A 22,317-nucleotide genomic window follows, 5' to 3' on the forward strand; every position below is an offset into this window, starting at 1 on the left:
ATTGGTTGGGCTTAATCAGAGTCTAATGAATCTAAACTGTCACTCGATTATTTCGAACTGTTGAGACTTGCGCAAAGTAGAGCTTAGTTTCCTCAACCACAACATGGCGTAAAGCAATAAGACCAATTAGGTTTGGAATTGCCATTAGACCATTCACGATATCGGCGATAATCCAGATCATATCTAGGTGTAAGAAGGCGCCAGAAGCAACTAAACAGACGAACACAAGTTTGTATGGCCACACCGCTTTGGTGCCAAATAGGTAAACCACGCAGCGTTCACCATAGTAGTTCCAACCTAAAATGGTGGTGAAGGCAAAGAAGATCAAACCAATTGAGACAAGCATTGGTCCAAACGTGTCGGCATTAAGACCAACCGCAAAGGCATGAGTGGTCATGGCTGCACCTGCAAAGTCACTTTGCCAAGCACCAGTAAGAATCAGCGCAAGACCCGTCATAGTACAAATAATGATGGTGTCGAAGAAGGTGCCTGTCATTGAGATCAAGCCCTGTTTTACACATGAATCGGTTTTTGCTGCCGCTGCCGCCATTGGCGCACTACCTAGGCCAGATTCGTTAGAAAATACGCCGCGAGCAATACCTGACTGGATGGCTAGCATGATGCTCGCGCCTAAGAATCCGCCAGTAGCTGCTGTGGACGTGAAGGCAGAAACCAGTACAAGCTCTACCGCATCTAGTAGCTTGTCTGCATTCATAATAATAACGCTTAAACAGGCTAATACGTAGAACAGTGCCATGGTCGGTACGACTTTACCGGCGACCTTTGCGATAGATTTAATACCGCCCAGTGTTACAAAAGCAACAAGCAGTGTCAGTACACTGGCAGAGATTTCACGAGAAACACCAAACGAGATCTCGCTAGCGTCTAAGATCGCGTTGACCTGCGGGAAGGTACCGATGCCGAAGCATGCCACGCCCAATGCAAATACAGCGAACATCACAGCTAAAGCTTTAGAACCTACCCCATATTGCAGGTAGTACATAGGGCCACCGATCATCTGGCCTTTGTCGTCGACTTTGCGGTATTTTACAGCAAGCAAACACTCTGCGTATTTGGTCGCCATACCGAATAAGGCTGCAAGCCACATCCAGAATAGAGCACCTGGTCCACCGAGTTTGATTGCTGTCGCGACACCTACGATGTTGCCTGTACCAATCGTTGCTGATAGGGCAGTACACAACGCAGCGAAACTAGAGACGTCGCCTTGTTTTTTAGAATCATCTTTACTGAAGACCATTTTTAGCGCTGTCGGTAGGTGTCGAAACTGTAGTAAGCCCAAACGAAAAGTAAAGTAGACACCGGTACCAACCAATAAGATCAATAGTGGTGGACCCCAGACAAAGCTGTCGATTGTTTTAAGTAAAGATTGAAGGTTATCCATGATTTCCCCTTAAGTGATAATGCTTATTTAAGGAGAAGAGTGAAAGTGCAGAGATCATTGATCCCTATTAGCTACAGGCAGAAAAGCGACATAGCTGAATTGTTCTTTCCACTCCTCTGTCCTTTGTGCCTGAGAGTTTCACCTACGAATAGGCTTGCTCCTTCGGCGACCGATTTAACGGTTCTCTCCAGAGGCTCCTCCAACTACAGTCCCCGCCACTTAAGTGGCACCTGAAAGATTTACTTCTTCGGTAGGTTATTCTTGCCAAATGTTAATGTTTGGTAAATAACCACTCTCCTGCAGTCTTCATCGGAACAATTGCTCGACTTATCGAGTAATTGCTAGTCGATAGCACTGGTTGCTATCGATGTGTGAACTCTATCATTATTTTTTTGTATTTCAATAGCTGATTTACATCAAATGAAAGGTTTTTATAGTGATGATTTATTGATGTTCAATGGTATTGATAGTGTCATTAAGACATTGTTTTTAGTAAGTCATAATGACTCTTTAAATGTTTGCGTGTTGTTGTAAGTGTAAGATTTTAAATAATATTAATTTTTGGCAAGGTATGTGCAATGTAGAGGACATAAAACAATAAAATGATCAAAGTGAGGTCGATATGTTTGCTCAACCAACCAATACTACTTTTAATAAACTTTTGAATTTTTCGAATGTTGCACTGCTATTAACCTTTATCGCGTTAATTGTCAGCGTACTTATTTCTTATCCATACGCTTATAAATTTACCTTAGGTGAACAAATCGCTGCACATATAAGCACGATTGTCATTGCTGCTTTGTTAAAAGTAAGTTACGTAACGCGCTGTTTGGCTCAATATAATCTTGGGATGGAAGTGAGATAGAGCATACAAAAATAGCGCCGTAAATGGCGCTATTTTTCATAGACAGGGGGCGGAAATTAGAAGTAGTTTGCGTCTACCAAATCGCTAGTTTGTACTGATTTAACCTCTTCACGAGCTTCTAACCATGCAACAACTTGGGCTTTTTGCTCTTCAGTTGCATCGGCATAGCGAGCATTGCAGCATAAGAAGCCTTCAAACAGCTCTAGGCCGCCGCCACCAAAGCAAAGGCCTAAGCCATCAATGTAATCGATGAACTCATCGACAAACACATCATACTTATCGAAATCGGTGATTGTGGTTTCGCAGCTTAGTTCGAATCCAAGCATTGCAAATTCACCCAAGAATAGTTTCTTTTGGATGCGGCGTTTTTTGTTGTCCAACTTGTATGGTTTCATCGTTTTTTCTCACTATTTTTCGTTAGCTCTTTATACCTTAGTTCGACCAGAGCACCAAACAAAATGCTGTGTTCGGCGCTAAAATGCTCGTAATTTACTCTTAGATTTGCACTTTGATAACAAAGTAACCATTTGAATCAATTAAATTTAAATTCTTAGCCAGTAAAACTACGCGTTTCTGACTATTTGAGCGTAAAAATGGTATAAAGTAATGAATAGAAAGTCTGCCTAAGGAGAGGTTATGACAAGGTTACTTGCAATTGCATTTTTAGTGGCTTTAGCGTTTGTTTTGATTCGTTATCGGACAAGCGAAAAGCTACAGAAATACGTGGTTGTTACTTTGGTTTCTGGCTTTTTACTTTATACAACTACACTCATGATTACAGAGCTGATGCGTTAACCCTCAGGAGCATATAAGTGAACGAACATACTGATAACCAAGAGAACGAAGACGTCGTCGTTATTGAAGAACGAGACAAGCGAACGCATCTCTACATTATCATCGCGGGTGTTTTAGGTTTGGCGTTAGGGGGCTTGGTTGGCTCATCACTGACTGCAAAAAAGTGGGAATCGACTTATCAGACTTTGGAGCAGCAATACCAAACGTTGGCCGAAGATAAGCAGAAAATGGTCGTTCAGGTTGAAGAGAAAGTGGCTAAGGTCGACGATGAAGTGGAACTCAAGCTACAAAAAGCGATAGAGGAACAACAAGCTGAGCACCAAGAAGCGATCGGTAAGCTAGAACAGCAAGTCAATGAGCTGGAAAAAGTTAACCTGTCGCTTGAGGAGCAGATTGCTACGCAAAAAGATCAGCTGCAGACTGCGAACTCACAAAACAACAAGCTTAATCGACAAGCTGACATGCAGGCGACTATGTTTGAGCGTTCTCGTGAATTGTTTCAACAAGAGCTAAGAGTAAAAATGGAGCTAGAGTCCCTAGAGAAAGAGAGGGAAGAACTCCAACCTAAGATCTCAGAGCTTAAGAAAGCATGTGATATCTATTTAGAAGGGACGTCTTGGGACGCTAAATCAGATTCGTGTGATAAACAAGATGAGGCTCAATCTCGCTTGAGCCAAGTAGAGCAGATGATTCGGGTTCATCAAATGGATCTAAAGCAGATGAAAGCCCTATCTGAAGAACTCGGCCTGTAGAACCCGTTCTGTTTGAATGAAACAACGCCTCATTTTTGAGGCGTTTTTGCTATTTTCGCAATTGTAAATCTATTTGAGTCCGCCGAAGACGCCAAATATGCGCTACTGTTTATTAGAAGAAACAAGTAAGCAAGGCATCAAATGCAGCAGCTATTTAAGGTAAACGAAGCCGTACAAGTTATCGCTTATATCGCCTACATCGTTGCAGTAGGGGTTATGTCCCACTCATTTTTGCTGCAACCGCACCCTTGGGAATATGCATTCTACCTATTCCCCGCTTTGTTATTGTTAGCATTGTATTGTACCAACCGATCTCTCAAACACGTATTTGCTTTTTCAGCCACTAGTTTGTTCTTGATTGGAGGATTGATTCAGCCTTTCCCTCTAGATCTAGTTAAAGCGTGCCTATTCTTCTTACCACTTTGCTATATAGTGCTGTTCCCGGGAACATTGTGGTCAATTGCCGTATGTGCCGCACTGATTAATGGCTACTTATACCAGTTAACCATTTCAGATTTTCATACGTTTATTGATACCTCAATTGAGATGACCGCCGTCACTGTGTTTGCCACGTTAATGACTTACTTGTTTGTAAAAACGCAACAACAAGCGGCGACTTTTAAAACAGAAAGTCAGACCGACTACTTAACGAAACTGCCCAATGCCAATGCCTATAAAGAGGATATCGATAAGATAACTGAGCATAATGCGAAACATTTTGGGATGGTGCATATTGGTCTTGAAGGGTTTAAAAATGTTAACGACCGCTTAGGTTATCGCTATGGTGATGAGTTACTCATCGCGTTCTCTAAGCATATTGCGGGTATAGTGGGAGATGTGGGTAAAGTCTATCGATTTGGCGGTGATGAATTTATCGTTGTGGTGGAGGATAAAGAACTCCAACCTAAGCTCGAACAACTCGTTGATGAGTTAAATCGTCATCAAAGAGCGATGTTTGATGTGGACAACACTTCTCATCGGCTCTCCTATTGTATTGGGGTTGCCTATGCAGCAGATGCGGTAGGTAGCCCAGAAGTGTGGGAGAAAAACGCTGACTTCGCTCTATATAAAGCTCGCTCGGTCGGTGGTGGGGCAGTGTGTTGGTTTGATGATGAGTTGCTTGGGGAAACCATAAGGCAGCATCAAATCGAAACAGAGATACGTTCTGCCTTATCTAGCCACCAGTTTATTCTTATGTTTCAACCTAAGGTAGACGTTGAATCAGTTAAGATAGTCGGTGCGGAAGCCTTGCTGCGCTGGAACCACCCGCAACTCGGGCCAATATCTCCGGCGGAGTTTATTCCAATTGCTGAAAAGACGACCCAGATTGTGCCTATTGGTCACTGGATCATCCATGAAGCATGTCGCCAAGCGAAACAGTATTATGATCAGCGCCTACCGGTTTGTATTGCGGTCAATGTTTCAACCGTGCAGTTTGCGCATGCAGACCTATTTGAAGTGGTGTGTAAGGCGCTCAAAGATACACAACTTCCTTCGCATCTATTACAGCTAGAAATTACGGAATCTACCTTGATGAGCGATCCGGAGAACATTACCGATATATGCCGTCAGCTAAGAGCGATTGGTGTCTCTATCGCGATAGATGACTTTGGTGTTGAGTACTCAAGCCTCAAATATTTAAAACAACTGCCTATTGATATTATCAAGATTGATAAGTGTTTTATTGATGAGTGTGCTATCAATCACTCTGATCGGGTACTTGTCCGTACCATCATTCAAATGGGACACAGTTTAGGAATCAAACTTGTTGCGGAAGGGGTCGAATTTCAGGAGCAGTTGGATGTTCTTGTGCAAGAAGGCTGCGATCAGTATCAGGGCTATCTGTTTTCACAACCCCTTAACCATGATGAGTTTGCCTCAATGATGACTCAGGAAATGCGCGAGGAAAGGGTGGTGAAATTGACCAAAGAGTAGCGCGTGACATTCAATAAAACAAAAGCCGCAATTTGCGGCTTTTGTGGTTTTCAACGTTACTTAGTGTGTTAGATAGTGCTCAACAAACTCCGTCACTTTCACCATATCATCAATAGCAATGAACTCTTCTGTAGTATGAACTTTTGCCATACCAGTAGAGATATTAACCGTGGTTAACCCTTTGGCATTAAAGTTGTTGGCATCACTACCACCACCGGTCCCTTTAGTGTAAGGGTTTGCACCAATGGCTTCGAAAGAGGCTTTTACCGACTCAATATGTGGATGATCATTTGCAATTACAAACGCGTTGTATGCACGGGTCGATTCAATCTCAACTTGTGCGCCATGCTTATCTGCTGCCGCTTGGAAGGTTTCAACCATATGAGCAACTTGTGCTGTCAGTTTTTCATCGTTTAGTGAGCGCGCTTCCGCAACCACTTTTAGCTCAGGCATAACGATGTTGGTTGCGTTACCACCTTGAACAATACCGATGTTAGCCGTTGTCTCTTCATCAATACGCAGTAACTTCATGTTGGTGATGGCTTCAGAGGCGACTTGAATCGCGCTGATACCTTCTTCCGGTGCTAAGCCTGCATGGGCGGGGCGACCAATAAAGTTAGCAACGATCTTTTGCTGGCCCGGTGCGGCATTGACGATAGTACCAATAGGACCACCGGTATCTAATACGATTGCTTTGTCGGCTTGAATGTAAGACATGTCGAAGTTTTCAGAACCGAATAGGCCGCCTTCCTCATGCACCGTGAAGGCAAGTTCAATGGTCTTGTGCGCTAGGTTTTGCGCTTTAATGCTGCGAACTGCTTCCATAATCGCGGCAATACCCGATTTGTCATCACCACCTAAAATAGTGTTGCCTTTCGAACGAATGATGCCGTCTTCAATCACTGGCTCAATACCAATGCCTGGAGTCACGGTATCCATATGGCAGCTAAGCACAACGCTATCGTCAATCGTACCTTCTAGTCGAGCATAGACGTTAAAGCCATTTGAAACCTCTTCAGGCACTGGCAGTTTATGGACAGTAAAGCCTAGCTCGCCTAACTGTTCTGCTAGCGCCTGCGCAATTTGTATTTCATTGCGAGATTCGCTGTCAATTTTCACTAGTTGGATAAAGTGTTCTACCAGACGTTCACGGTTAATTTGAGTCATTGTTATACCTCGTTAAGGAACAGAGGAGGTAACCATAACGGCTCGAAGGGGAGATTTGTCTGCGCTATATCAATCTATCAGCAACTCCTAATGTCAATTTATGGTTAACGATTTGCTCGGTAATTTTATGTGAGTGATTGGATTGATTTGCTCAATGTAACGAGGCAGCTAGACCTGTTTGTTCTTCAGAGTCAAATTCAAGACTGAACTATAATTATTAATAAGCAGGAAGTTATGATTATGGGTGAAATGTAAAATAATTGTTACTTTGGTTTTGGTCTTAATGCATTGATTTAAATAAATTAATGTTGTCTCAGTTAAACGTGTTTACAGTTTTCAATTACATTTCGTTAACTTTGGATTGGGCGTGTAAGGTTCAAATTTGCGCTTAGCTGAGCCAAGTTATTGATAGTTACACGGTAGTTAGATCAATAACGAGGGATATAGAAATGAACGAAGCGTACAACCCACTAGGTACAGATGGATTTGAGTTTGTTGAATATACAGCGGCAGACGCGAAAGGTATTCAAGCGCTCAAAGACCTGTTTAATTCGCTTGGGTTTGCAGAAGTGGCTAAACACCGTTCAAAGGAAGCATGGCTGTATCGACAAGGTGATGTAAACTTTATCGTTAATGCTCAACCCCATAGTCAGGCTCATGCGTTTGCTGAAATTCATGGCCCTTCGGTTTGTGGCATGGCATTTCGCGTGAAAGATTCAGCGGCTGCAATGAAGCAGGCACTAGCCAATGGTGGTAAAGAATACATTACTGAAATTGGCCCAATGGAGCTTAGCATCCCTGCGATATACGGTATTGGCGAGAGCTTATTGTATTTCGTTGATCGTTACCAAGATGGCAGCATTTATGAAGTGGACTTCCGCTTCTATGACGATGCGAAGGAGCGTCTTGCTAAAATGGATGTCGGCCTCTACGAGATAGACCACCTAACGCACAATGTTAAGCAAGGTAATATGGACGTATGGTCGGGCTTCTATGAGCGCATAGGTAACTTCCGCGAAATTCGCTACTTCGACATTGAAGGTAAATTAACGGGCTTGGTGAGCCGAGCGATGACTGCGCCTTGTGGCAAGATCCGAATTCCTATCAACGAATCCTCTGATGACAAGTCGCAAATTGAAGAGTTTATCCGTGAGTATAACGGCGAAGGGATTCAGCATATTGCCTTAACCACAGATGATATTTACCAGACAGTCCAAACTCTGCGTGATCGTGGTATGGATTTTATGCCAACCCCTGATACCTACTACGAGAAAGTTGATAGCCGCGTGGATGGACACAAAGAAGACGTGTCGAAGTTACGCGATTTACGTATCTTGATCGATGGTGCACCAATGAAAGATGGCATCCTACTGCAGATCTTTACCCAAACAGTAATTGGTCCCGTGTTCTTCGAAATCATTCAACGTAAAGGTAACGAAGGGTTCGGCGAGGGTAACTTTAAAGCGCTATTTGAGTCGATTGAAGAAGATCAAATCCGTCGTGGGGTACTAGACGATGCATAAATGGATAACATTCCCTCATCGGGAGGGAGTGTGCTCCAAGCAAGCGCACGCTGATTTTCCCGAAGAGGCAATTTACGAACGTGAAGCTGGCCGTAGCGGGTTCTTTGGGCCTGCTGCCCACTTTCACCATCAACATGCTCCTACCGGTTGGAGTGAGTGGGAAGGCGATTTAAAACCACGCGCGTTCAACTTCAACCACGTAGAGGAATCACACCAGCTTTCACCTTGGTCTGTGCCGCATCTTCTCCATAATGCCAACTGTAAAGTGCGCGTATGGAAGTTAGAGAGTGCCATGACGCATTTGGTTAGAAATGCTGATGGAGATGAGCTGTTGTTCATTCATCAGGGGACAGCAGATCTTTACTGTGACTACGGACACTTAGAAGTGGTTGAAGGCGATTATGTGATGATTCCGCGTTCGACAAGTTGGCGATTAGAGCCTCGTGAACCCATGTTTGTCTTGATGATTGAAAACACGGATGCGGCTTACACGCTACCTGAGAAAGGTATGGTAGGAAATCACGCTGTGTTTGATCCTGCGGTGTTGGATGTACCGAAAATTGATGACCTGTTTAAAGCCCAGTATTCCGAGGATGCTACGCAGGTTCACATCAAGCGTCACGATCTAGTCAGTGTCGTCACCTATCCATTCAATCCACTTGATGCGATTGGCTGGCATGGCGATTTGTCAGTTGTGAGAGTGAACTGGCGTGATATCCGACCATTAATGTCACACCGTTACCACTTACCACCATCGGCGCATACCACCTTTGTTGGTCAAGGATTCGTGATATGTACCTTTGTACCAAGACCGATTGAAAGTGACCCTGGTGCACTGAAAGTGCCGTTTTATCACAACAATGATGATTATGACGAAGTGCTGTTTTACCACGCCGGAGATTTCTTTAGTCGCGACAATATTGAAGCGGGAATGGTGACCTTCCATCCTGCAGGCTTTACTCACGGGCCTCACCCGAAAGCCTTTAAAGCGGGTCAAGAGTACAAGAAGAAGTTTACTGATGAAGTTGCGGTCATGATTGATACCAGACACGCGCTGAACTTCAGTAACGAAGCCGAACAGGTGGAAAACAAAGAGTACGTCTACAGTTGGAAAGAAAAATAGAAAGGGACTGAATATGAAGTTAGCAACCCTAAAGAATGATAGCCGAGATGGCTTATTGGTTGTGGTAAACAAAGCACTGACAAAATGTGTCGCAGTGCCTGAAGTTGCGCAAACGATGCAAGAAGCGCTAGACAATTGGAGTCATGTTGAACCTCAGCTCAATGAGGTCTATGTCGCGCTGAATAATGGTGAGCTAACCAGCGAAATGCCATTTGAGCCTGCTTTGAGTGAATCTCCTTTGCCGCGTGCTTATCAATGGGCGGACGGCTCAGCGTATGTTAACCATGTCGAACTGGTACGCAAAGCGCGTGGTGCGGAAATGCCGCCAAGTTTTTGGACCGATCCCTTGATGTATCAGGGTGGCTCTGACGCATTTATCGGACCTTGTGATGATATCCCAGTCGTGAGTGAAGAGTGGGGGATCGATTTTGAAGGTGAAGTCGCTGTCGTAACAGGCGATGTTGCAATGGGAGTCACGGCAGAAGAAGCTGCGAAATCCATCAGGCTGATTATGTTGGTCAATGACGTTTCACTGCGCGGATTAATCCCTAACGAACTCGCGAAAGGATTTGGATTCTTTCAATCCAAACCGTCTTCCGTCTTCTCTCCAGTAGCGGTAACACCAGACGAACTAGGAGACGATTGGGATGGGGGTAAAGTGAACCTGCCACTTCTAAGCTTTTACAACAATGACCCCTTTGGGTGTCCAAATGCCGGTGTTGATATGACGTTCGAGTTTCCAGAATTGATTGCACATGCAGCCAAAAGCCGCCCTCTATCTGCGGGAGCGATCATCGGTTCAGGCACAGTATCAAACAAACAAGGTACGGACTTTGGCACCGCGATTGCTGAAGGTGGGGTCGGGTACTCCTGTATTGCTGAAGTACGAATGATAGAAACGATTCGCGATGGCTCACCATCAACGAGTTTTATGAAGTTTGGTGACCGAATCAAGATGGAAATGAAAGACGCGGACGGTCACTCTATCTTTGGCGCGATTGACCAGCAAGTGGTGAAATATGAATGATCGCATTCTCTATGGTTATTGGCGTTCTTCAGCGGCATACCGTGTGAGAATCGCGCTTAATCTGAAACAGTTAAGTTATCAGCAGCGCTCTATTCATTTGGTAAAAAACGGCGGAGAGCAGCACTCCGCCGACTATCAAAAACTCAACCCGAATCAGTTAGTGCCAGTATTAGTCGATGGTGACGTCACTCTTAATCAATCGTTAGCGATCATCGACTATCTTGATGAAACTTACCCAGAGGTTGTGCTTACCCCGCTAGATAATGAGCGCCGCTACATCGTGAAGTCTCTAGCGCAGGATATAGCCGTCGATATTCACCCTCTCAATAATCTGAGAGTGCTGCAATATTTATCTGGTGAGCTTTCTGTCGAAGAGGGAGATAAAACTCGATGGTATCGGCATTGGATTGAACAGGGTTTTACCGCGCTGGAAAAACGACTGGAATCGTGCAGCGGAGAATATAGTGTTGGCGATGCGGTCACTTTGGTTGATGCTTGTCTTGTCCCGCAGGTATACAACGCCAAGCGTTTTGACGTTGATTTAACCCCTTATTCAAATATTGTTAGAGTGACAACGTCACTAAATGAGTTGAATGCGTTTAAGAGGGCTGCACCTGAAGCTCAACCAGATGCGGCTGTTCTTTAGGAGCAAAAACCTCAGATATCGCTACTCGATTCCTGCCGCCCTCTTTCGCGAGATAGAGGGCCTTATCTGCCTGCTCCATCATTTCAATAATCGAAGAGATTTCTTCTGAAGTGTTCATAGCAACTCCAGCACTGATAGTGATGACATCTGCACAAGATGAGTATTGGTGAGTAATCGCTGCGTTTTCAATATCGAACCGAATCAGCTCTGCAATGGATATCGCTTTATCTAAACTCGTATTGGGTAAGACTGCCACAAACTCCTCACCGCCGACTCTGGCAAAGAAACTGTATTCCGCTTCTAAATCGATTGTCTTAAGTCGTTTAGCGACTTTGCGTAAGGCTTTATCTCCAGCAACGTGCCCATAGTTATCGTTGAAAGGTTTGAAGTGGTCAATATCAAATAAGATAACACACAGATCTTGGTGCTTCTCTTTGCTACGCTGCCAGACGGTTTCTATTTTTTGATTGAAGTATGTGCGGTTTTTTAGCTCAGTCAACGCATCCTGCTCAGCGAGTGCTTTAATGGAGTGGTTTGCTTCAGAAAGCTGTCGGATAAGTTGTTCTTTCTCTATCTCTTCGGCAATTCTCTTTATCGCCTTATTGTGTAAGATGCGGGTATACAAGCTGACGTAAATGACACCACATAACACTAAGATAAACGCTTCAAACAGGCGCTCTAATCCCATCGAAAAATAGACAACCAGCGGCAGAATCAGTGACCAAAAGTAAACTTGCAGTGCTGAAATCGAATTGATGTGAAAGATCGTGCCAGCGAAGGCGAGGGCAGTACACCAGATCGTGGTAGAAAGTAAGTTATGTTCTGGTGCAAGTTGAATGTACCAAATAGACCCTAATGACCAAACGAAACCGATTAAAGAACGAGTGGTCAGTAGAGTAAGCCAGTGCGTCTTGTACATACTGTGACTGTCGATACGTGGCCTTAGCGAACGATCAACGATATAGCGCGCGCTAATGACGCATACAAACAAGCCAGCCCAGATAATAGTTTGATTTGATAGCCCGTAATTGAGAACGGTGACACATAAAACCAATGCAGCTAAAGCCCCTTGTAGAATCGCGATCATAGGGAAGGCATCCATCATTTCTAGATGCTTTCTACGCTCTATTTCTATTGCGATATTAGGGTTCATTAAGCGGCCACAATTCTTAATCCTTAAGTTGAACCTACCTTAATCAATGTTGGTTGTAAACGAAGTGTTAATAAAACTGATGCTTATGCCAATAAAGCAAAAAGCCACCTATAAAGGTGGCCTCAGTGTCGTCCTTGGAGAAAGAGTACGAATTAACGTAGCGAGCTAATTTGACGCTCACGCTGTTGTAATTCTGCAATGTTGAACTGACGTACATCCAATGTCGCTAAGTCATTGCACTCTTTACATGAATGATTGCTTTTACCGTCAACGTATTCATGTTTGGTTAGCATGCTTGGTTTTTTGCACCAATCGCATACACCTTCGATCGTAAACATAGATTTCTCCCCACCCTATTGACTAGGTGTTATTTTCGCGGCGGATTATGACATGAATAACGGTATATGGTTAACTATTTGTTACGTGTAATGGGAGGGGGATCGATTGCGTAGCCTTGTAATTTAAGCCTTGTCTAAAATTGGAAATCTAATTACTTGGGTTTTGTAACTATTTGTTAACGTGTTTGAGTATAACTTTAAGTGCTTGATTTAGACGCTTCATCTCTTCTTCGCTGCCTTTTAAATCTGGATGGTAAACTTTAGACAATTGCTTGTAGCGAAGTTTGATCTGTTTTTCATCTGGGATCTTGGCTGGATTAAAGCCAAAAAGTGCGCAAGCGAGCGCGATAGGTTTATCTTGTGCGGCTGATTGAGGTTTCGCTGTCGGCTTAGGCTGAGCTTGAAGTTTTTTAATATGGCGATACATCGCCTCCATCTGACGTTTTTGCTGCTTTAACGTCTCATCTTTACGTCGTATTTCCCTGTCGAGCTTGACCTGCTGTCTTTGAGCATCTGAATCGGAGTTGTCGGTAAGCGCTCGAAGTGAGCGGTTTGTGCGTAAAAGCCACATAATGACCGCAATACTCAATGCGAGTAATCCAATCAATGCATAGATAGTTGTGCTCTGTGCTTGACCTTGATGGGCGACGGATTTGGCTTTCGGACTAAGCTCTATATCTTGGTGGTCAAAAGCCACTTCTAACTGATCGATAGCGGCAACTTGCTTAGCTCTACGGTTGTTAAATTGCTGCTCAAGTACCCGAGCATAATCTTTCTCTGCATCTGGGTTTTCTATAGCGGCTTGTTCATACCAAAGTTCGGCTAGGTCAAGGTTGTCTGGTTGTTCTTTAGCTTGTTCGTACAATTGGCCAAGTAGCAATGGGGCTTGCTTGTCACCGGATAGGGCGGCTTTGCTGAGCCAAAATATCGCATTCTCAATATCTACTTTAGTGCCAAGGCCTTTATAGTAAGCTCGCCCTAGATTTGCTGCTGCGGAATCACTCCCATTGTTCGCTGCTTGTTGATACCAGTAGAAAGCTTCTGAGTCAGACTGAGTCACCCCTTGCCCTTTCTGGTATCTATCTGCGAGCTCCAACTGAGCGTGGACATTGTTATTCTGAGCGCTTTGTGTGAGCTCTTCTACTGTTTGAGCAAAACTCACTGAAGAGTAAACAAGTAGTAGAAGGGATAGGATTCGCAAATCAGCCTCTAGTCACTAGGATAAAAGTGGTTGTATTTGCTAAGTATATCAATTGAACAGAAAAAATAGACAATTATTGTTTCGAATCGATATTAGGAATAAAAAATGGCTTCCTTAGAAGCCATTTTCGCACCGATCTAGTCGTACTATTTTAGCGGTAAGATCTGAATTTCTACTCGTCGATTGCAAGCACGACCTTCCGAAGTACTGTTAGTACAAAGCGGGTATCGTTCACCATTGCCGCGAGCAACGGCTCGACCTGCTGCAACACCCTGTGAAACTAAATAAGAACGTACTGATTCAGCGCGACGCTCTGATAAGATTTGGTTGGTTGTATCGCTGCCTGTACTGTCAGTATGGCCGTCAATAACAAGGCTAGTATCTGGGTACTCAACCAAGATTCTTGCTACGCCACGCAAGGTTTTATGAATACTAGAATCAAGTTGATAAGAGCTTGTCTGGAAGCCAATGCCGTTTTCTAGACGAAGCAGTAACTGATTTTCTCCAACGCGTTCTACTTGCACACCAGAGTCCATAAGTTCTTTGCGTAGTGCGGCTTCTTGTTGATCAAAGTAGTAACCGATACCGCCACCGACAGCGGCACCACCCGCAGCGCCGATCAGCGCGTGCTGTCGACGCTCTGTTGCATCATCACCGGTTGCTAAGCCAACAGCAGCACCTGCGATGGCGCCGATAAGTGCACCTTGGGTTGCTGAGTTGGTTTCGGTTTCGCCAGTGGTTGCGTTTTGGCGCTGTGTTGCTTGGCAGCCAGAAAGGGCTATTGCGATGGCTAAAGCAGCCGTAATCTTCTTCACGATAACATCTCCGTGTATCATTATTATTGCCAGACAAGGTCAGTCTGGGTCTCGAATGCCATGAATTAAACCGATGGCATTCGTTATGTCAACGCGGAAAAGATTAATTTACTGAATATTAACGCTGGGTGAACAAAGCTTGCTCTATCTGAGCATTTTTGGTGCTTGTGCTCCGTCGATAGGGCGGTTAACTGAGACGGTACGACCTTTCTTTAAACCGACTTCATAATCTTCGGTCAAGTTTTTCATCGCTTCTCTAAGCTGCTGCTTGAATGTTTCGCGGTCGATGTTCTGAAACTCTTTATCGATGTAGTCGTCGATCTTTTTTGCTGAATCTTCATCAGGGCTGATGATCGGTAGCTTTTCTAAAGCCCCTTCAACCCAGCCGGAAAGGAAAGAGTTGACTCGTCGGGTAACTTCAGTTGTCGGCGTGCCTGAACCGGCAAAACCATTGCGGAAACGGCCAGTTTGCTCATTCATTTCACGATAGACAATATCAAACGCGAAGGCAGCGAAGATAGCGCGGTCAGCCTCACCAATGAACTCTACACGTTTTAAACCTTTGTGATTGAGCAATACGGCTTCGACGCCAAATTTAGTATTAATACCGCGAATAATTCTAAGCAGATTTGAACCAACATTGGCTGGCAGAAGGTGGGTCGATTGGGTTTTGCCCATCTTGATAAACTCAATATCGTCCTTATCGAGGCCGTACTTAAGCATCAAGCGATGAGCCATCTTGATTGCATTCGCCGCTTCGTTAACGTTAGCAGAGTTACCAAGTTCTAAACATTTCGCAATTTTCTTAAGGGCTTTTTGTTTATCCATCGACCGCTTCAAATCTCACTAATTTAGCAAAGTCGGACATTTTACCGCTTTCTAGCAAAAAACGGAAATTATACCAATCACACCAATTATCTGCTCATTCTTGCTTGTTAAAACCGCTGATAACTGCGTTAAAGCTTTTGTAGGTAGAACAACTAGCTAGCTGCAATCTTTGCCTTGTTCTAAGCGGTTTTTCCTACGCAATTTTCTGAACATCTAATTAATGCGATTGGTATGAGTTGTCGTTATAAGGTGATCAGTCAGGACCATAGAGAATAGAGAATAGAGAATAGAGAATAGAGAATAGAGAATAGAGAATAGAGAATAGAGAATAGAGAATAGAGAATAGAGAATAGAGAATAGAGAATAGAGAATAGAGAATGCCATCGAACTGTCGATGGCATTATTGGTATGATCGGGGTGAGGTTGCGTTAGATACCTAGTTCGTCCAGTAGGTCATTCGCGTTACTGTCTTGCTTCTCTTCCTTTTTGTCGTTTTTCGCTTTCATCTTTTGTTGAGTTTGCTCCAAAATATCATCAGGGCACTCATCTTCCGTCGCTTCAAACTCTTCTAGCTGAATGAACTCCGTTTTGTCCATTGCTAGCTCTAGGTAGAAAATGTTGCCTTGCTCGGTAGAGAAGGTCACACGGCGCGCCTGAGGACGATCTAGATTGGTATCGACCGATAGGTTCACCTGTTTGTTCAACGAAAGCATTTTCGGTTGGTTTTGCGTGATGTGAGTATGAAGGTCTTTGCGCACTTGGTTAGTAAAGTGACCGACCAATTGGTTCATAAGCTCACCCAATACATCCGCCACTTCATCAGAAGTATGCAGAGTCGCAAGCTCTTCTTCAGGCATACCCATGTTGCGCATGTAGTTTGTGTATACCTCAAGCGCAGCTTTAGAAGTGAAGTTAATAACGACTAGGCCTGAAAATCCACCATCAAACAGTACAAAGCAGCCGAAATCAGGCTTAAGGCTTGTTTTCGTAATCTTCTGTACCATAGCTGAGTATGAAATTTGCGAGCTTGTCGCAGAGGTTAAAACGCCAGAAACGGACTGGCACAATTTCAAAAGAATATCTTCTGTTGTGATGACTTTATTTTTTTTCATTGATGACTCGCTCATAAGAGACACTTAAAGTTTGTCCAATAATTCTAAGTGTGGGAAAAAAATGCGATAAGTTCCATTCTGACACTGCATTTCTGTTTTGATCACCCTTTTAAATGTTGTAAAGTGACCTGATTCAAATAATAGTTTTTAAACTGAAGTGAACCCACTGCTGATTGGATCAGCGTCGTTGGGGGCAGGAAGCAAATGTTACCAAGATTACATTCACAATCGGATGTTGATCCGATCGTACTCACCTTTCTCGAAGAACTTAAAGCCGCCGGATTTAGCGGTGACATCGAAAGCCAGTTTTCTAGCCGCTTAGCTGTCGCGACTGATAACAGCGTTTACCAACAATTACCTCAAGCGGTTGTGCATCCTAAAACTACCGAAGATGTGTCACTTATAGGTAAGCTTAGTACTCAATCGCAGTACGAACGAATCAAATTTTCTCCTCGTGGAGGCGGGACAGGTACCAATGGTCAGTCGTTAACTCAAGGCATCGTGGTTGATTTGTCTCGCCATATGAACAAGGTTTTGGAGATCAATGAGCAAGAAGGTTGGGTTCGTGTACAAACGGGTATTGTTAAGGATCAACTTAATGATGCGATAAGACCGTTTGGTTACTTCTTCTCTCCAGATTTGTCGACCAGTAACCGCGCGACTTTGGGTGGGATGATCAACACCGATGCCTCTGGCCAGGGTTCACTTAAGTACGGTAAAACATCGGACCATGTACTTTCGCTGCAAGCTGTGTTTGCTGATGGCTCATGCTTAGAGTCAGATTTATCGAAAGGCATGCCGCAGGAAGGCGAGTATGCATTTGAAGCATTTCACGTTACCGAAAAGGTATGTCGCGAGAAACGATCTCAAATTGAAGCGAAGTTTCCTCCTCTTAACCGATTTTTAACGGGATACGATCTAAAAAACGCGCTCGATACCGACGCAGACAAGTTTGATTTAACCCGTGTGCTTTGTGGCGCGGAAGGTTCACTCGCGTTTATCACTGAAGCAAAACTCAATCTCACGCCAATCCCCAAAGCTCGAACTTTAGTTAATGTTAAGTACAACAGTTTTGACTCTGCATTGCGCAACGCCCCCTTTATGGTTGAAGCGAATGCGCTCTCAGTAGAAACCGTTGACTCTCGGGTACTTAACTTAGCCAAGCAAGATATTGTTTGGCACACAGTGAGTGACCTTTTGACCGACGTTCCCGGCAAAGATATGCAAGGGATCAATATGGTCGAATTTGCCGGTCAAGATGTACAGGAAGTCGAGCAGCAGGTAAAAGCGTTAACCGCGCGCCTAGAAAGTATGCTAGAGAACAATGAAGCCGGCATCATCGGTTATCAAGTCTGTAGCGATGTTGCTAGCATCGGTCGTATTTACAATATGCGTAAAAAGGCCGTTGGCTTGCTAGGTGCGGCAAAAGGACGAGCGAAACCCGTCGCCTTTGCGGAAGACACTTGTGTTCCACCAGAAAACCTTGCCGACTTTATTGCGGAGTTCCGTGAACTGCTTGATGCGAAATCGTTGAACTACGGCATGTTTGGCCATGTTGATGCAGGTGTTCTCCACGTTCGCCCAGCGCTTGATCTATGCGATCCGAAACAAGAAAGCTTGATGCATGAAATTTCCGACGAAGTGGTTAAGCTGGTGGCGAAATATGGTGGCTTAATGTGGGGGGAGCACGGTAAGGGCTATCGCTCAGAGTATGGGCCAGAGTTTTTCGGCGAAGAGCTATTTACCGAGTTACGCAGAGTTAAAGCGGCTTTCGACCCTCACAATAAGATGAACCCAGGTAAGATCTGTACACCGCTTGAAAGTACAGAAGAGCTGGTGAAAGTCACTGATACCAAGCGCGGATACTACGATCGTCAGATTGATGTTCAAGTTCGCGATAGTTTTAAACAAGCCATGGAATGTAATGGTAATGGTTTGTGCTTCAACTACGACACTTCCTCTCCAATGTGTCCTTCAATGAAGGTGACAGCCGACCGACGACATTCGCCAAAGGGGCGAGCTGGCTTAGTGCGTGAATGGCTTCGTCAATTAACTGAGCAAGGAATCGATATCCTTGATCTCGAAAAACAGGCACTGGAAGAAAGTTCATCAATCAAAACCATGATTGATCGCGTGCGTAACAACCTCAATAAGCGACATGAGTATGACTTTTCTCATGAAGTGTATGAGGCAATGAATGGCTGTCTAGCGTGTAAAGCGTGTGCAAGTCAGTGTCCAATCAAAGTGGATGTTCCAAGCTTCCGTTCTCGATTCCTCAATATCTATTACTCTCGATACCAACGTCCTGCTAAGGATTATTTGGTCGCGAACATTGAGTCTATGCTTCCTGTATTGGCGAAAGCGCCGAAACTGGTTAACGGTGCGTTAAAGCAAAAGTGGGTGCAAGATTTAACAGCTAAATCTGTAGGTTATGTAGACTCTCCGTTGCTTTCAGTACCGACTTTAGCCAAGAGACTAACCTCGCTTAAGTCTTTTGATCTGCAAGATCTCGCGGCGCTATCAAAAGAAGACAAAACGAATCACGTTGTCATTGTTCAAGACCCATTTACTAGCTACTACGATGCGCAAGTTGTGGAAGATTTTGCCTCTTTGGTGGCTAAGTTGGGCAAGACGCCTGTATTACTACCATTTAAACCCAATGGTAAAGCGCAACATGTGAAAGGCTTCTTGAAGCAATTCGCCGCAAATGCGAAAAGTACCGCTGCCTTTTTGCAGCAGGTAGCTGATATCGGTATCCCACTAGTCGGCGTGGATCCTGCCTTAGTACTCTGCTATCGCGATGAATACCAAGAGGTGTTGGGTGATAAGCGCGGCGATTTCCAAGTCCTTACTGTTCATGAATGGCTTGAGCCTAAATTGAGCGAAATGGATAAACAGCCATCAAATGGTCAAGAGCCTTGGTATCTATTTGCCCACTGTACCGAAAAAACCAAGATGCCAAATGCTGAAAAGGAGTGGGGGGCAATATTCGCTCACTTTGGTGCTCGACTCGATACAGTACCTGTTGGTTGTTGTGGTATGGCAGGAACCTTTGGTCACGAAGTCGATAAGCTGAAAATGTCGAAAGATATTTACGGATTGAGTTGGAAACCTCGACTGCAAGACTTACCTAAAGAGCGCTGCTTGATTACCGGTTACTCTTGCCGAAGCCAAGTTAAGCGTTTCGAAGATGTGAAGGTTAAGCATCCTCTGCAAGCGCTATTGCAGATTATCTAAAATTAAATAGCTCAGCTGATATGGCTGAGCTATTTTTTATACAGTAGACCTCTGTTTATTAAGGAATATCAATGGATAAGCTAGAAAGGAAGATTCCGCCCGTTGCTCTCTTTTTGTTGTTCTTTGTGGTGATCAATCATATCAGTCATGAATTTCTTACTTTTAAAATCGGCTTGCCCCTTAACTCAATCATTTTTGGGCTGTGCTTTTTAGCGGCAGGTATTGCGGGCTTAGGTGGGGTGTATGAGTTCAAGCGCGCTAAAACGACGGTCAACCCAATCAAAGTCGAAAACGCTTCCTCAGTGGTTGACTCAGGAATCTTCGGTTACAGCCGCAACCCAATGTATCTAGGCTTATTTCTGTTGCTATTTGGCTTCGCTTATTGGCAACAAAACCTACTCGCGCTTGTCTTTAGCTTTGGCTTTGTCTGGTATATGAATCGTTTTCAAATTCTACCCGAAGAACGGGCTTTAGAGTCTCGGTTTGGTGCTGAATATTTAGACTACAAACAGCGAGTTAGGCGCTGGATTTAGAATTTTTATCGTTTTCGAAGTCTCGAAATTGAGCAAAAGCTCAGGAAAAGTGATCTGCTTTATAAAACTATTTGTTATTTGTGTAGTGACATATTTATTTTGTGTATATTCCCCTCCGATTAAAAATAATTATTAGGAATGTATTTAATATGTCACGTTGGTCTATTCCGTTAGCACTAAGCTGTTCTGGCTTAATAACGGCTTCCGCTGTAGCAACAGAAATCACCCCTTACATCATTAATGGCACCAATGCGAGTCAATCCGATTGGCCGTATATCACAGCTTTGGTGAAGAAAAATCAGAATGCTTACGATGGTCAGTTTTGTGGTGCGAGTTTTATCGGACAACGTTATATTTTGACGGCTGCGCATTGTGTAGATGACTTCGCACCTGATGATTTTGATGTCATTGTAGGAATTAATAACCTTAATAGTGAGTCCTCCCAAGGGGCTCGGATTAGTGTGAATAAGGTTTATATTCACCCTCAATTCAATGCTTCAAGTTTGTCGAATGATATAGCGGTGCTAGAACTATCTCGGGTAGTGACAAGCAATGAGGCAACGCCCGCAACCTTGCCGACTTCTACGACACGAAACAATACTAGTGACGGCACTATATTGACTGTGGCAGGCTGGGGGTCAACAACACCTGAGTATGGCAATCATACAACACCAGCTCAGCTACAGCAGCTCGATGTACCTTTAGTTAATCAGACCACCTGTAGTAACACGTTCGCTACTGTTAGCACCAATACTTCTTCTCCTAATTTTTGTGCGGGAACCGTAAGCGAGGGGTATGATTCGTGTCGTGGAGACAGTGGTGGACCGATTATTGTTAAAGCGACAGGTACCCAATTAGGGTTGGTGAGTTTTGGTAAACAGCGCTGTGGCGAGCAGAATTCTTACGGCGTTTACACCAACCTAAGTGAGTATATGGACTTTATTGCTCAGCATACCTCGGGTATTAGCTACGATGCGGATGTGTTTGCTGGTTATAGTCCGGTTGGGCAGAACTTCACTCATACTTTCCGTTTCACCAATTATGGAGCTAGCCCGGTAACATATAGATCACTGGTATTAGGTGGTGGTTCTGCGGTTCAATCCAATAACACTTGTTCAACTAAGGGGACGTTAGCAAGTGGTGAAAGCTGTGAGGCGACAATTAGCTTTACTGTTTCAGCGTACGCTCAATATAGCCGAACCTACACCTTGAATTATCAGCTAAATGGTAATGATTATGCAGTGGAATCTAAGGTCTCTATTGAAGGTGCAGATCGGAGCGATGGGTCATTAACACAGGCTCTTGCGATTCCTTCAGTGACGGCGTATAGCAATAATCATCCATGGCAAGTCTATTCAGGAGCTATGTTACGTACTGCACCTATTAGTCATTTACAGACATCAGCTCTAATACTCGATGGTCTCCCTGCGGGTAGCTATAGATTTGACGTCAAGTTGTCGACAGAAACTGCGGATAAGCTCTATTTGTATATCAATGGTGATTCCCAAGGAGGAATCAGTGGTATTAGAGAGCTCACACATCAAATGAATCTAAACAAGGTTTCTAACCGCATCAAACTTGAATATGTTAAAGACTCTTCGATTGATGAAGGCGATGACGCAGCTTATATTTCTAATTTAAGACGACTTGGTTCAACGACCACTGCTACTCCCCCTGCAACAGCCAGTTCTAGTTCTGGCGGAGGAGGTGGCGGTAGCCTGGGCTGGTTGAGCATCGGTTTACTCGCTTTAGTTGCACGTCGGAGAAAGTAATTCACAGCGCTACCCAATGAGTAGGGTTCAGTCTACTAACAAAGGTCTAGCTATAAGGTTGGACCTTTGATCTATTACGGATTTCCCAATGCA

At 44.1% G+C, this 22,317-nt stretch carries 20 protein-coding genes and 1 riboswitch; of the genes, 11 read left to right on the forward strand and 9 right to left on the reverse strand.

The annotated features are described in order from the left end of the window. Positions 1 to 31: 31 nt before the first annotated feature. On the reverse strand, positions 32 to 1,402 hold the full coding sequence (locus tag IX91_RS06555; protein ID WP_004743468.1) for an alanine/glycine:cation symporter family protein: 1,371 nt from the start codon (positions 1,400 to 1,402) through the stop codon (positions 32 to 34). A gap of 106 nt (positions 1,403 to 1,508) precedes the next feature. Next, a riboswitch (glycine riboswitch) is annotated at positions 1,509 to 1,603 on the reverse strand. A gap of 421 nt (positions 1,604 to 2,024) precedes the next feature. Here IX91_RS06555 and IX91_RS06560 point away from each other — a divergent pair. Beyond that, the gene (locus IX91_RS06560; protein WP_004743469.1) at positions 2,025 to 2,267 is read left to right on the forward strand and encodes a hypothetical protein; all 243 of its coding nucleotides are present in this window, start codon (positions 2,025 to 2,027) and stop codon (positions 2,265 to 2,267) included. 56 nt (positions 2,268 to 2,323) lie between these two features. Here the strand turns inward: IX91_RS06560 and IX91_RS06565 are convergent, their stop codons facing one another. Further along, positions 2,324 to 2,662, reverse strand: coding sequence for a 50S ribosome-binding protein YggL (locus IX91_RS06565; protein ID WP_004743470.1), 339 nt, complete (start codon positions 2,660 to 2,662; stop codon positions 2,324 to 2,326). 241 nt (positions 2,663 to 2,903) lie between these two features. Here IX91_RS06565 and IX91_RS26635 point away from each other — a divergent pair, with 241 nt between their 5' ends. The 3 genes from IX91_RS26635 to IX91_RS06580 all read left to right on the forward strand — a co-directional run bounded on the left by IX91_RS26635 (position 2,904) and on the right by IX91_RS06580 (position 5,749). Beyond that, a complete protein-coding gene (locus tag IX91_RS26635; protein WP_004743471.1) occupies positions 2,904 to 3,062 on the forward strand; it encodes a hypothetical protein in 159 nt (52 codons plus the stop codon). A gap of 17 nt (positions 3,063 to 3,079) precedes the next feature. Further along, positions 3,080 to 3,814 (forward strand): hypothetical protein, encoded by a 735-nt coding sequence (locus IX91_RS06575; RefSeq protein ID WP_004743472.1) that lies wholly within the window; start codon positions 3,080 to 3,082, stop codon positions 3,812 to 3,814. A 141-nt stretch (positions 3,815 to 3,955) separates the two neighbouring features. Further along, positions 3,956 to 5,749 carry a putative bifunctional diguanylate cyclase/phosphodiesterase gene (locus IX91_RS06580; RefSeq protein WP_004743473.1) on the forward strand — a complete coding sequence of 598 codons (1,794 nt, stop codon included), beginning with the start codon at positions 3,956 to 3,958 and terminating at the stop codon, positions 5,747 to 5,749. Positions 5,750 to 5,809: 60 nt separating this feature from the next. Here the strand turns inward: IX91_RS06580 and IX91_RS06585 are convergent, their stop codons facing one another. Further along, complete coding sequence (locus tag IX91_RS06585) at positions 5,810 to 6,916, reverse strand: M20/M25/M40 family metallo-hydrolase (protein ID WP_004749168.1); 1,107 nt, start codon at positions 6,914 to 6,916, stop codon at positions 5,810 to 5,812. Positions 6,917 to 7,365: 449 nt separating this feature from the next. Here IX91_RS06585 and hppD point away from each other — a divergent pair, with 449 nt between their 5' ends. The 4 genes from hppD to maiA are packed head-to-tail and all read left to right on the forward strand — an operon-like array spanning position 7,366 to position 11,235. Beyond that, positions 7,366 to 8,439 (forward strand): 4-hydroxyphenylpyruvate dioxygenase, encoded by a 1,074-nt coding sequence (gene hppD / locus IX91_RS06590; RefSeq protein ID WP_004742863.1) that lies wholly within the window; start codon positions 7,366 to 7,368, stop codon positions 8,437 to 8,439. Beyond that, entirely contained in the window at positions 8,432 to 9,562 is a 1,131-nt protein-coding gene (locus IX91_RS06595) for a homogentisate 1,2-dioxygenase (protein ID WP_004742864.1), read from the forward strand. Before hppD ends, IX91_RS06595 begins: the two co-directional genes overlap by 8 nt. A 13-nt stretch (positions 9,563 to 9,575) precedes the next feature. Beyond that, positions 9,576 to 10,589 (forward strand): fumarylacetoacetate hydrolase family protein, encoded by a 1,014-nt coding sequence (locus IX91_RS06600; protein WP_004742865.1) that lies wholly within the window; start codon positions 9,576 to 9,578, stop codon positions 10,587 to 10,589. Next, positions 10,582 to 11,235, forward strand: coding sequence for a maleylacetoacetate isomerase (gene maiA / locus IX91_RS06605; RefSeq protein WP_004742866.1), 654 nt, complete (start codon positions 10,582 to 10,584; stop codon positions 11,233 to 11,235). The genes IX91_RS06600 and maiA overlap by 8 nt, the downstream gene beginning before the upstream one ends. Here the strand turns inward: maiA and IX91_RS06610 are convergent. The 6 genes from IX91_RS06610 to IX91_RS06635 all read right to left on the reverse strand — a co-directional run bounded on the left by IX91_RS06610 (position 11,189) and on the right by IX91_RS06635 (position 16,682). Continuing rightward, positions 11,189 to 12,388, reverse strand: a complete 1,200-nt coding sequence (locus IX91_RS06610; RefSeq protein ID WP_004742867.1) for a GGDEF domain-containing protein — start codon at positions 12,386 to 12,388, stop codon at positions 11,189 to 11,191. The two genes, maiA and IX91_RS06610, sit on opposite strands and share 47 nt — an antisense overlap. Positions 12,389 to 12,540: 152 nt before the next feature. Then, on the reverse strand, positions 12,541 to 12,726 hold the full coding sequence (locus IX91_RS06615) for a hypothetical protein (protein ID WP_004742868.1): 186 nt from the start codon (positions 12,724 to 12,726) through the stop codon (positions 12,541 to 12,543). Positions 12,727 to 12,895: 169 nt separating this feature from the next. Then, complete coding sequence (locus tag IX91_RS06620) at positions 12,896 to 13,927, reverse strand: SEL1-like repeat protein (RefSeq protein WP_004742869.1); 1,032 nt, start codon at positions 13,925 to 13,927, stop codon at positions 12,896 to 12,898. Positions 13,928 to 14,073: 146 nt separating this feature from the next. Further along, positions 14,074 to 14,742: an OmpA family protein gene (locus IX91_RS06625; RefSeq protein WP_004742870.1), complete on the reverse strand. Its 669-nt coding sequence runs from the start codon at positions 14,740 to 14,742 to the stop codon at positions 14,074 to 14,076. 144 nt (positions 14,743 to 14,886) lie between these two features. Then, entirely contained in the window at positions 14,887 to 15,570 is a 684-nt protein-coding gene (locus IX91_RS06630) for a DUF2786 domain-containing protein (protein ID WP_004742871.1), read from the reverse strand. 428 nt (positions 15,571 to 15,998) lie between these two features. Then, entirely contained in the window at positions 15,999 to 16,682 is a 684-nt protein-coding gene (locus tag IX91_RS06635) for a DUF3334 family protein (protein ID WP_004742872.1), read from the reverse strand. A 204-nt stretch (positions 16,683 to 16,886) separates the two neighbouring features. Between IX91_RS06635 and ydiJ the strand changes: the two genes are divergently transcribed. The 3 genes from ydiJ to IX91_RS06650 all read left to right on the forward strand — a co-directional run bounded on the left by ydiJ (position 16,887) and on the right by IX91_RS06650 (position 22,224). Continuing rightward, the gene (gene ydiJ, locus IX91_RS06640; RefSeq protein WP_004749493.1) at positions 16,887 to 19,919 is read left to right on the forward strand and encodes a D-2-hydroxyglutarate dehydrogenase YdiJ; all 3,033 of its coding nucleotides are present in this window, start codon (positions 16,887 to 16,889) and stop codon (positions 19,917 to 19,919) included. A 71-nt stretch (positions 19,920 to 19,990) separates the two neighbouring features. Then, complete coding sequence (locus IX91_RS06645) at positions 19,991 to 20,452, forward strand: methyltransferase family protein (protein WP_004742798.1); 462 nt, start codon at positions 19,991 to 19,993, stop codon at positions 20,450 to 20,452. 149 nt (positions 20,453 to 20,601) lie between these two features. Beyond that, a complete protein-coding gene (locus IX91_RS06650; RefSeq protein ID WP_004742799.1) occupies positions 20,602 to 22,224 on the forward strand; it encodes a serine protease in 1,623 nt (540 codons plus the stop codon). Positions 22,225 to 22,317: the final 93 nt, after the last annotated feature.

The organism is Vibrio tubiashii ATCC 19109 (assembly GCF_000772105.1).
GTDB classification, from domain to species: domain Bacteria; phylum Pseudomonadota; class Gammaproteobacteria; order Enterobacterales; family Vibrionaceae; genus Vibrio; species Vibrio tubiashii.

What these genes read in the sequence shown, in the direction of transcription:
- IX91_RS06555 (WP_004743468.1), bottom strand. Translation starts at nt 1,402, where the DNA reads ATGGATAACCTTCAATCTTTACTTAAAACAATCGACAGCTTTGTCTGG.
- IX91_RS06560 (WP_004743469.1), top strand. Translation starts at nt 2,025, where the DNA reads ATGTTTGCTCAACCAACCAATACTACTTTTAATAAACTTTTGAATTTT.
- IX91_RS06565 (WP_004743470.1), bottom strand. Translation starts at nt 2,662, where the DNA reads ATGAAACCATACAAGTTGGACAACAAAAAACGCCGCATCCAAAAGAAA.
- IX91_RS26635 (WP_004743471.1), top strand. Translation starts at nt 2,904, where the DNA reads ATGACAAGGTTACTTGCAATTGCATTTTTAGTGGCTTTAGCGTTTGTT.
- IX91_RS06580 (WP_004743473.1), top strand. Translation starts at nt 3,956, where the DNA reads ATGCAGCAGCTATTTAAGGTAAACGAAGCCGTACAAGTTATCGCTTAT.
- IX91_RS06585 (WP_004749168.1), bottom strand. Translation starts at nt 6,916, where the DNA reads ATGACTCAAATTAACCGTGAACGTCTGGTAGAACACTTTATCCAACTA.
- hppD (WP_004742863.1), top strand. Translation starts at nt 7,366, where the DNA reads ATGAACGAAGCGTACAACCCACTAGGTACAGATGGATTTGAGTTTGTT.
- IX91_RS06595 (WP_004742864.1), top strand. Translation starts at nt 8,432, where the DNA reads ATGCATAAATGGATAACATTCCCTCATCGGGAGGGAGTGTGCTCCAAG.
- IX91_RS06600 (WP_004742865.1), top strand. Translation starts at nt 9,576, where the DNA reads ATGAAGTTAGCAACCCTAAAGAATGATAGCCGAGATGGCTTATTGGTT.
- maiA (WP_004742866.1), top strand. Translation starts at nt 10,582, where the DNA reads ATGAATGATCGCATTCTCTATGGTTATTGGCGTTCTTCAGCGGCATAC.
- IX91_RS06610 (WP_004742867.1), bottom strand. Translation starts at nt 12,388, where the DNA reads ATGAACCCTAATATCGCAATAGAAATAGAGCGTAGAAAGCATCTAGAA.
- IX91_RS06615 (WP_004742868.1), bottom strand. Translation starts at nt 12,726, where the DNA reads ATGTTTACGATCGAAGGTGTATGCGATTGGTGCAAAAAACCAAGCATG.
- IX91_RS06630 (WP_004742871.1), bottom strand. Translation starts at nt 15,570, where the DNA reads ATGGATAAACAAAAAGCCCTTAAGAAAATTGCGAAATGTTTAGAACTT.
- IX91_RS06635 (WP_004742872.1), bottom strand. Translation starts at nt 16,682, where the DNA reads ATGAAAAAAAATAAAGTCATCACAACAGAAGATATTCTTTTGAAATTG.
- ydiJ (WP_004749493.1), top strand. Translation starts at nt 16,887, where the DNA reads ATGTTACCAAGATTACATTCACAATCGGATGTTGATCCGATCGTACTC.
- IX91_RS06645 (WP_004742798.1), top strand. Translation starts at nt 19,991, where the DNA reads ATGGATAAGCTAGAAAGGAAGATTCCGCCCGTTGCTCTCTTTTTGTTG.
- IX91_RS06650 (WP_004742799.1), top strand. Translation starts at nt 20,602, where the DNA reads ATGTCACGTTGGTCTATTCCGTTAGCACTAAGCTGTTCTGGCTTAATA.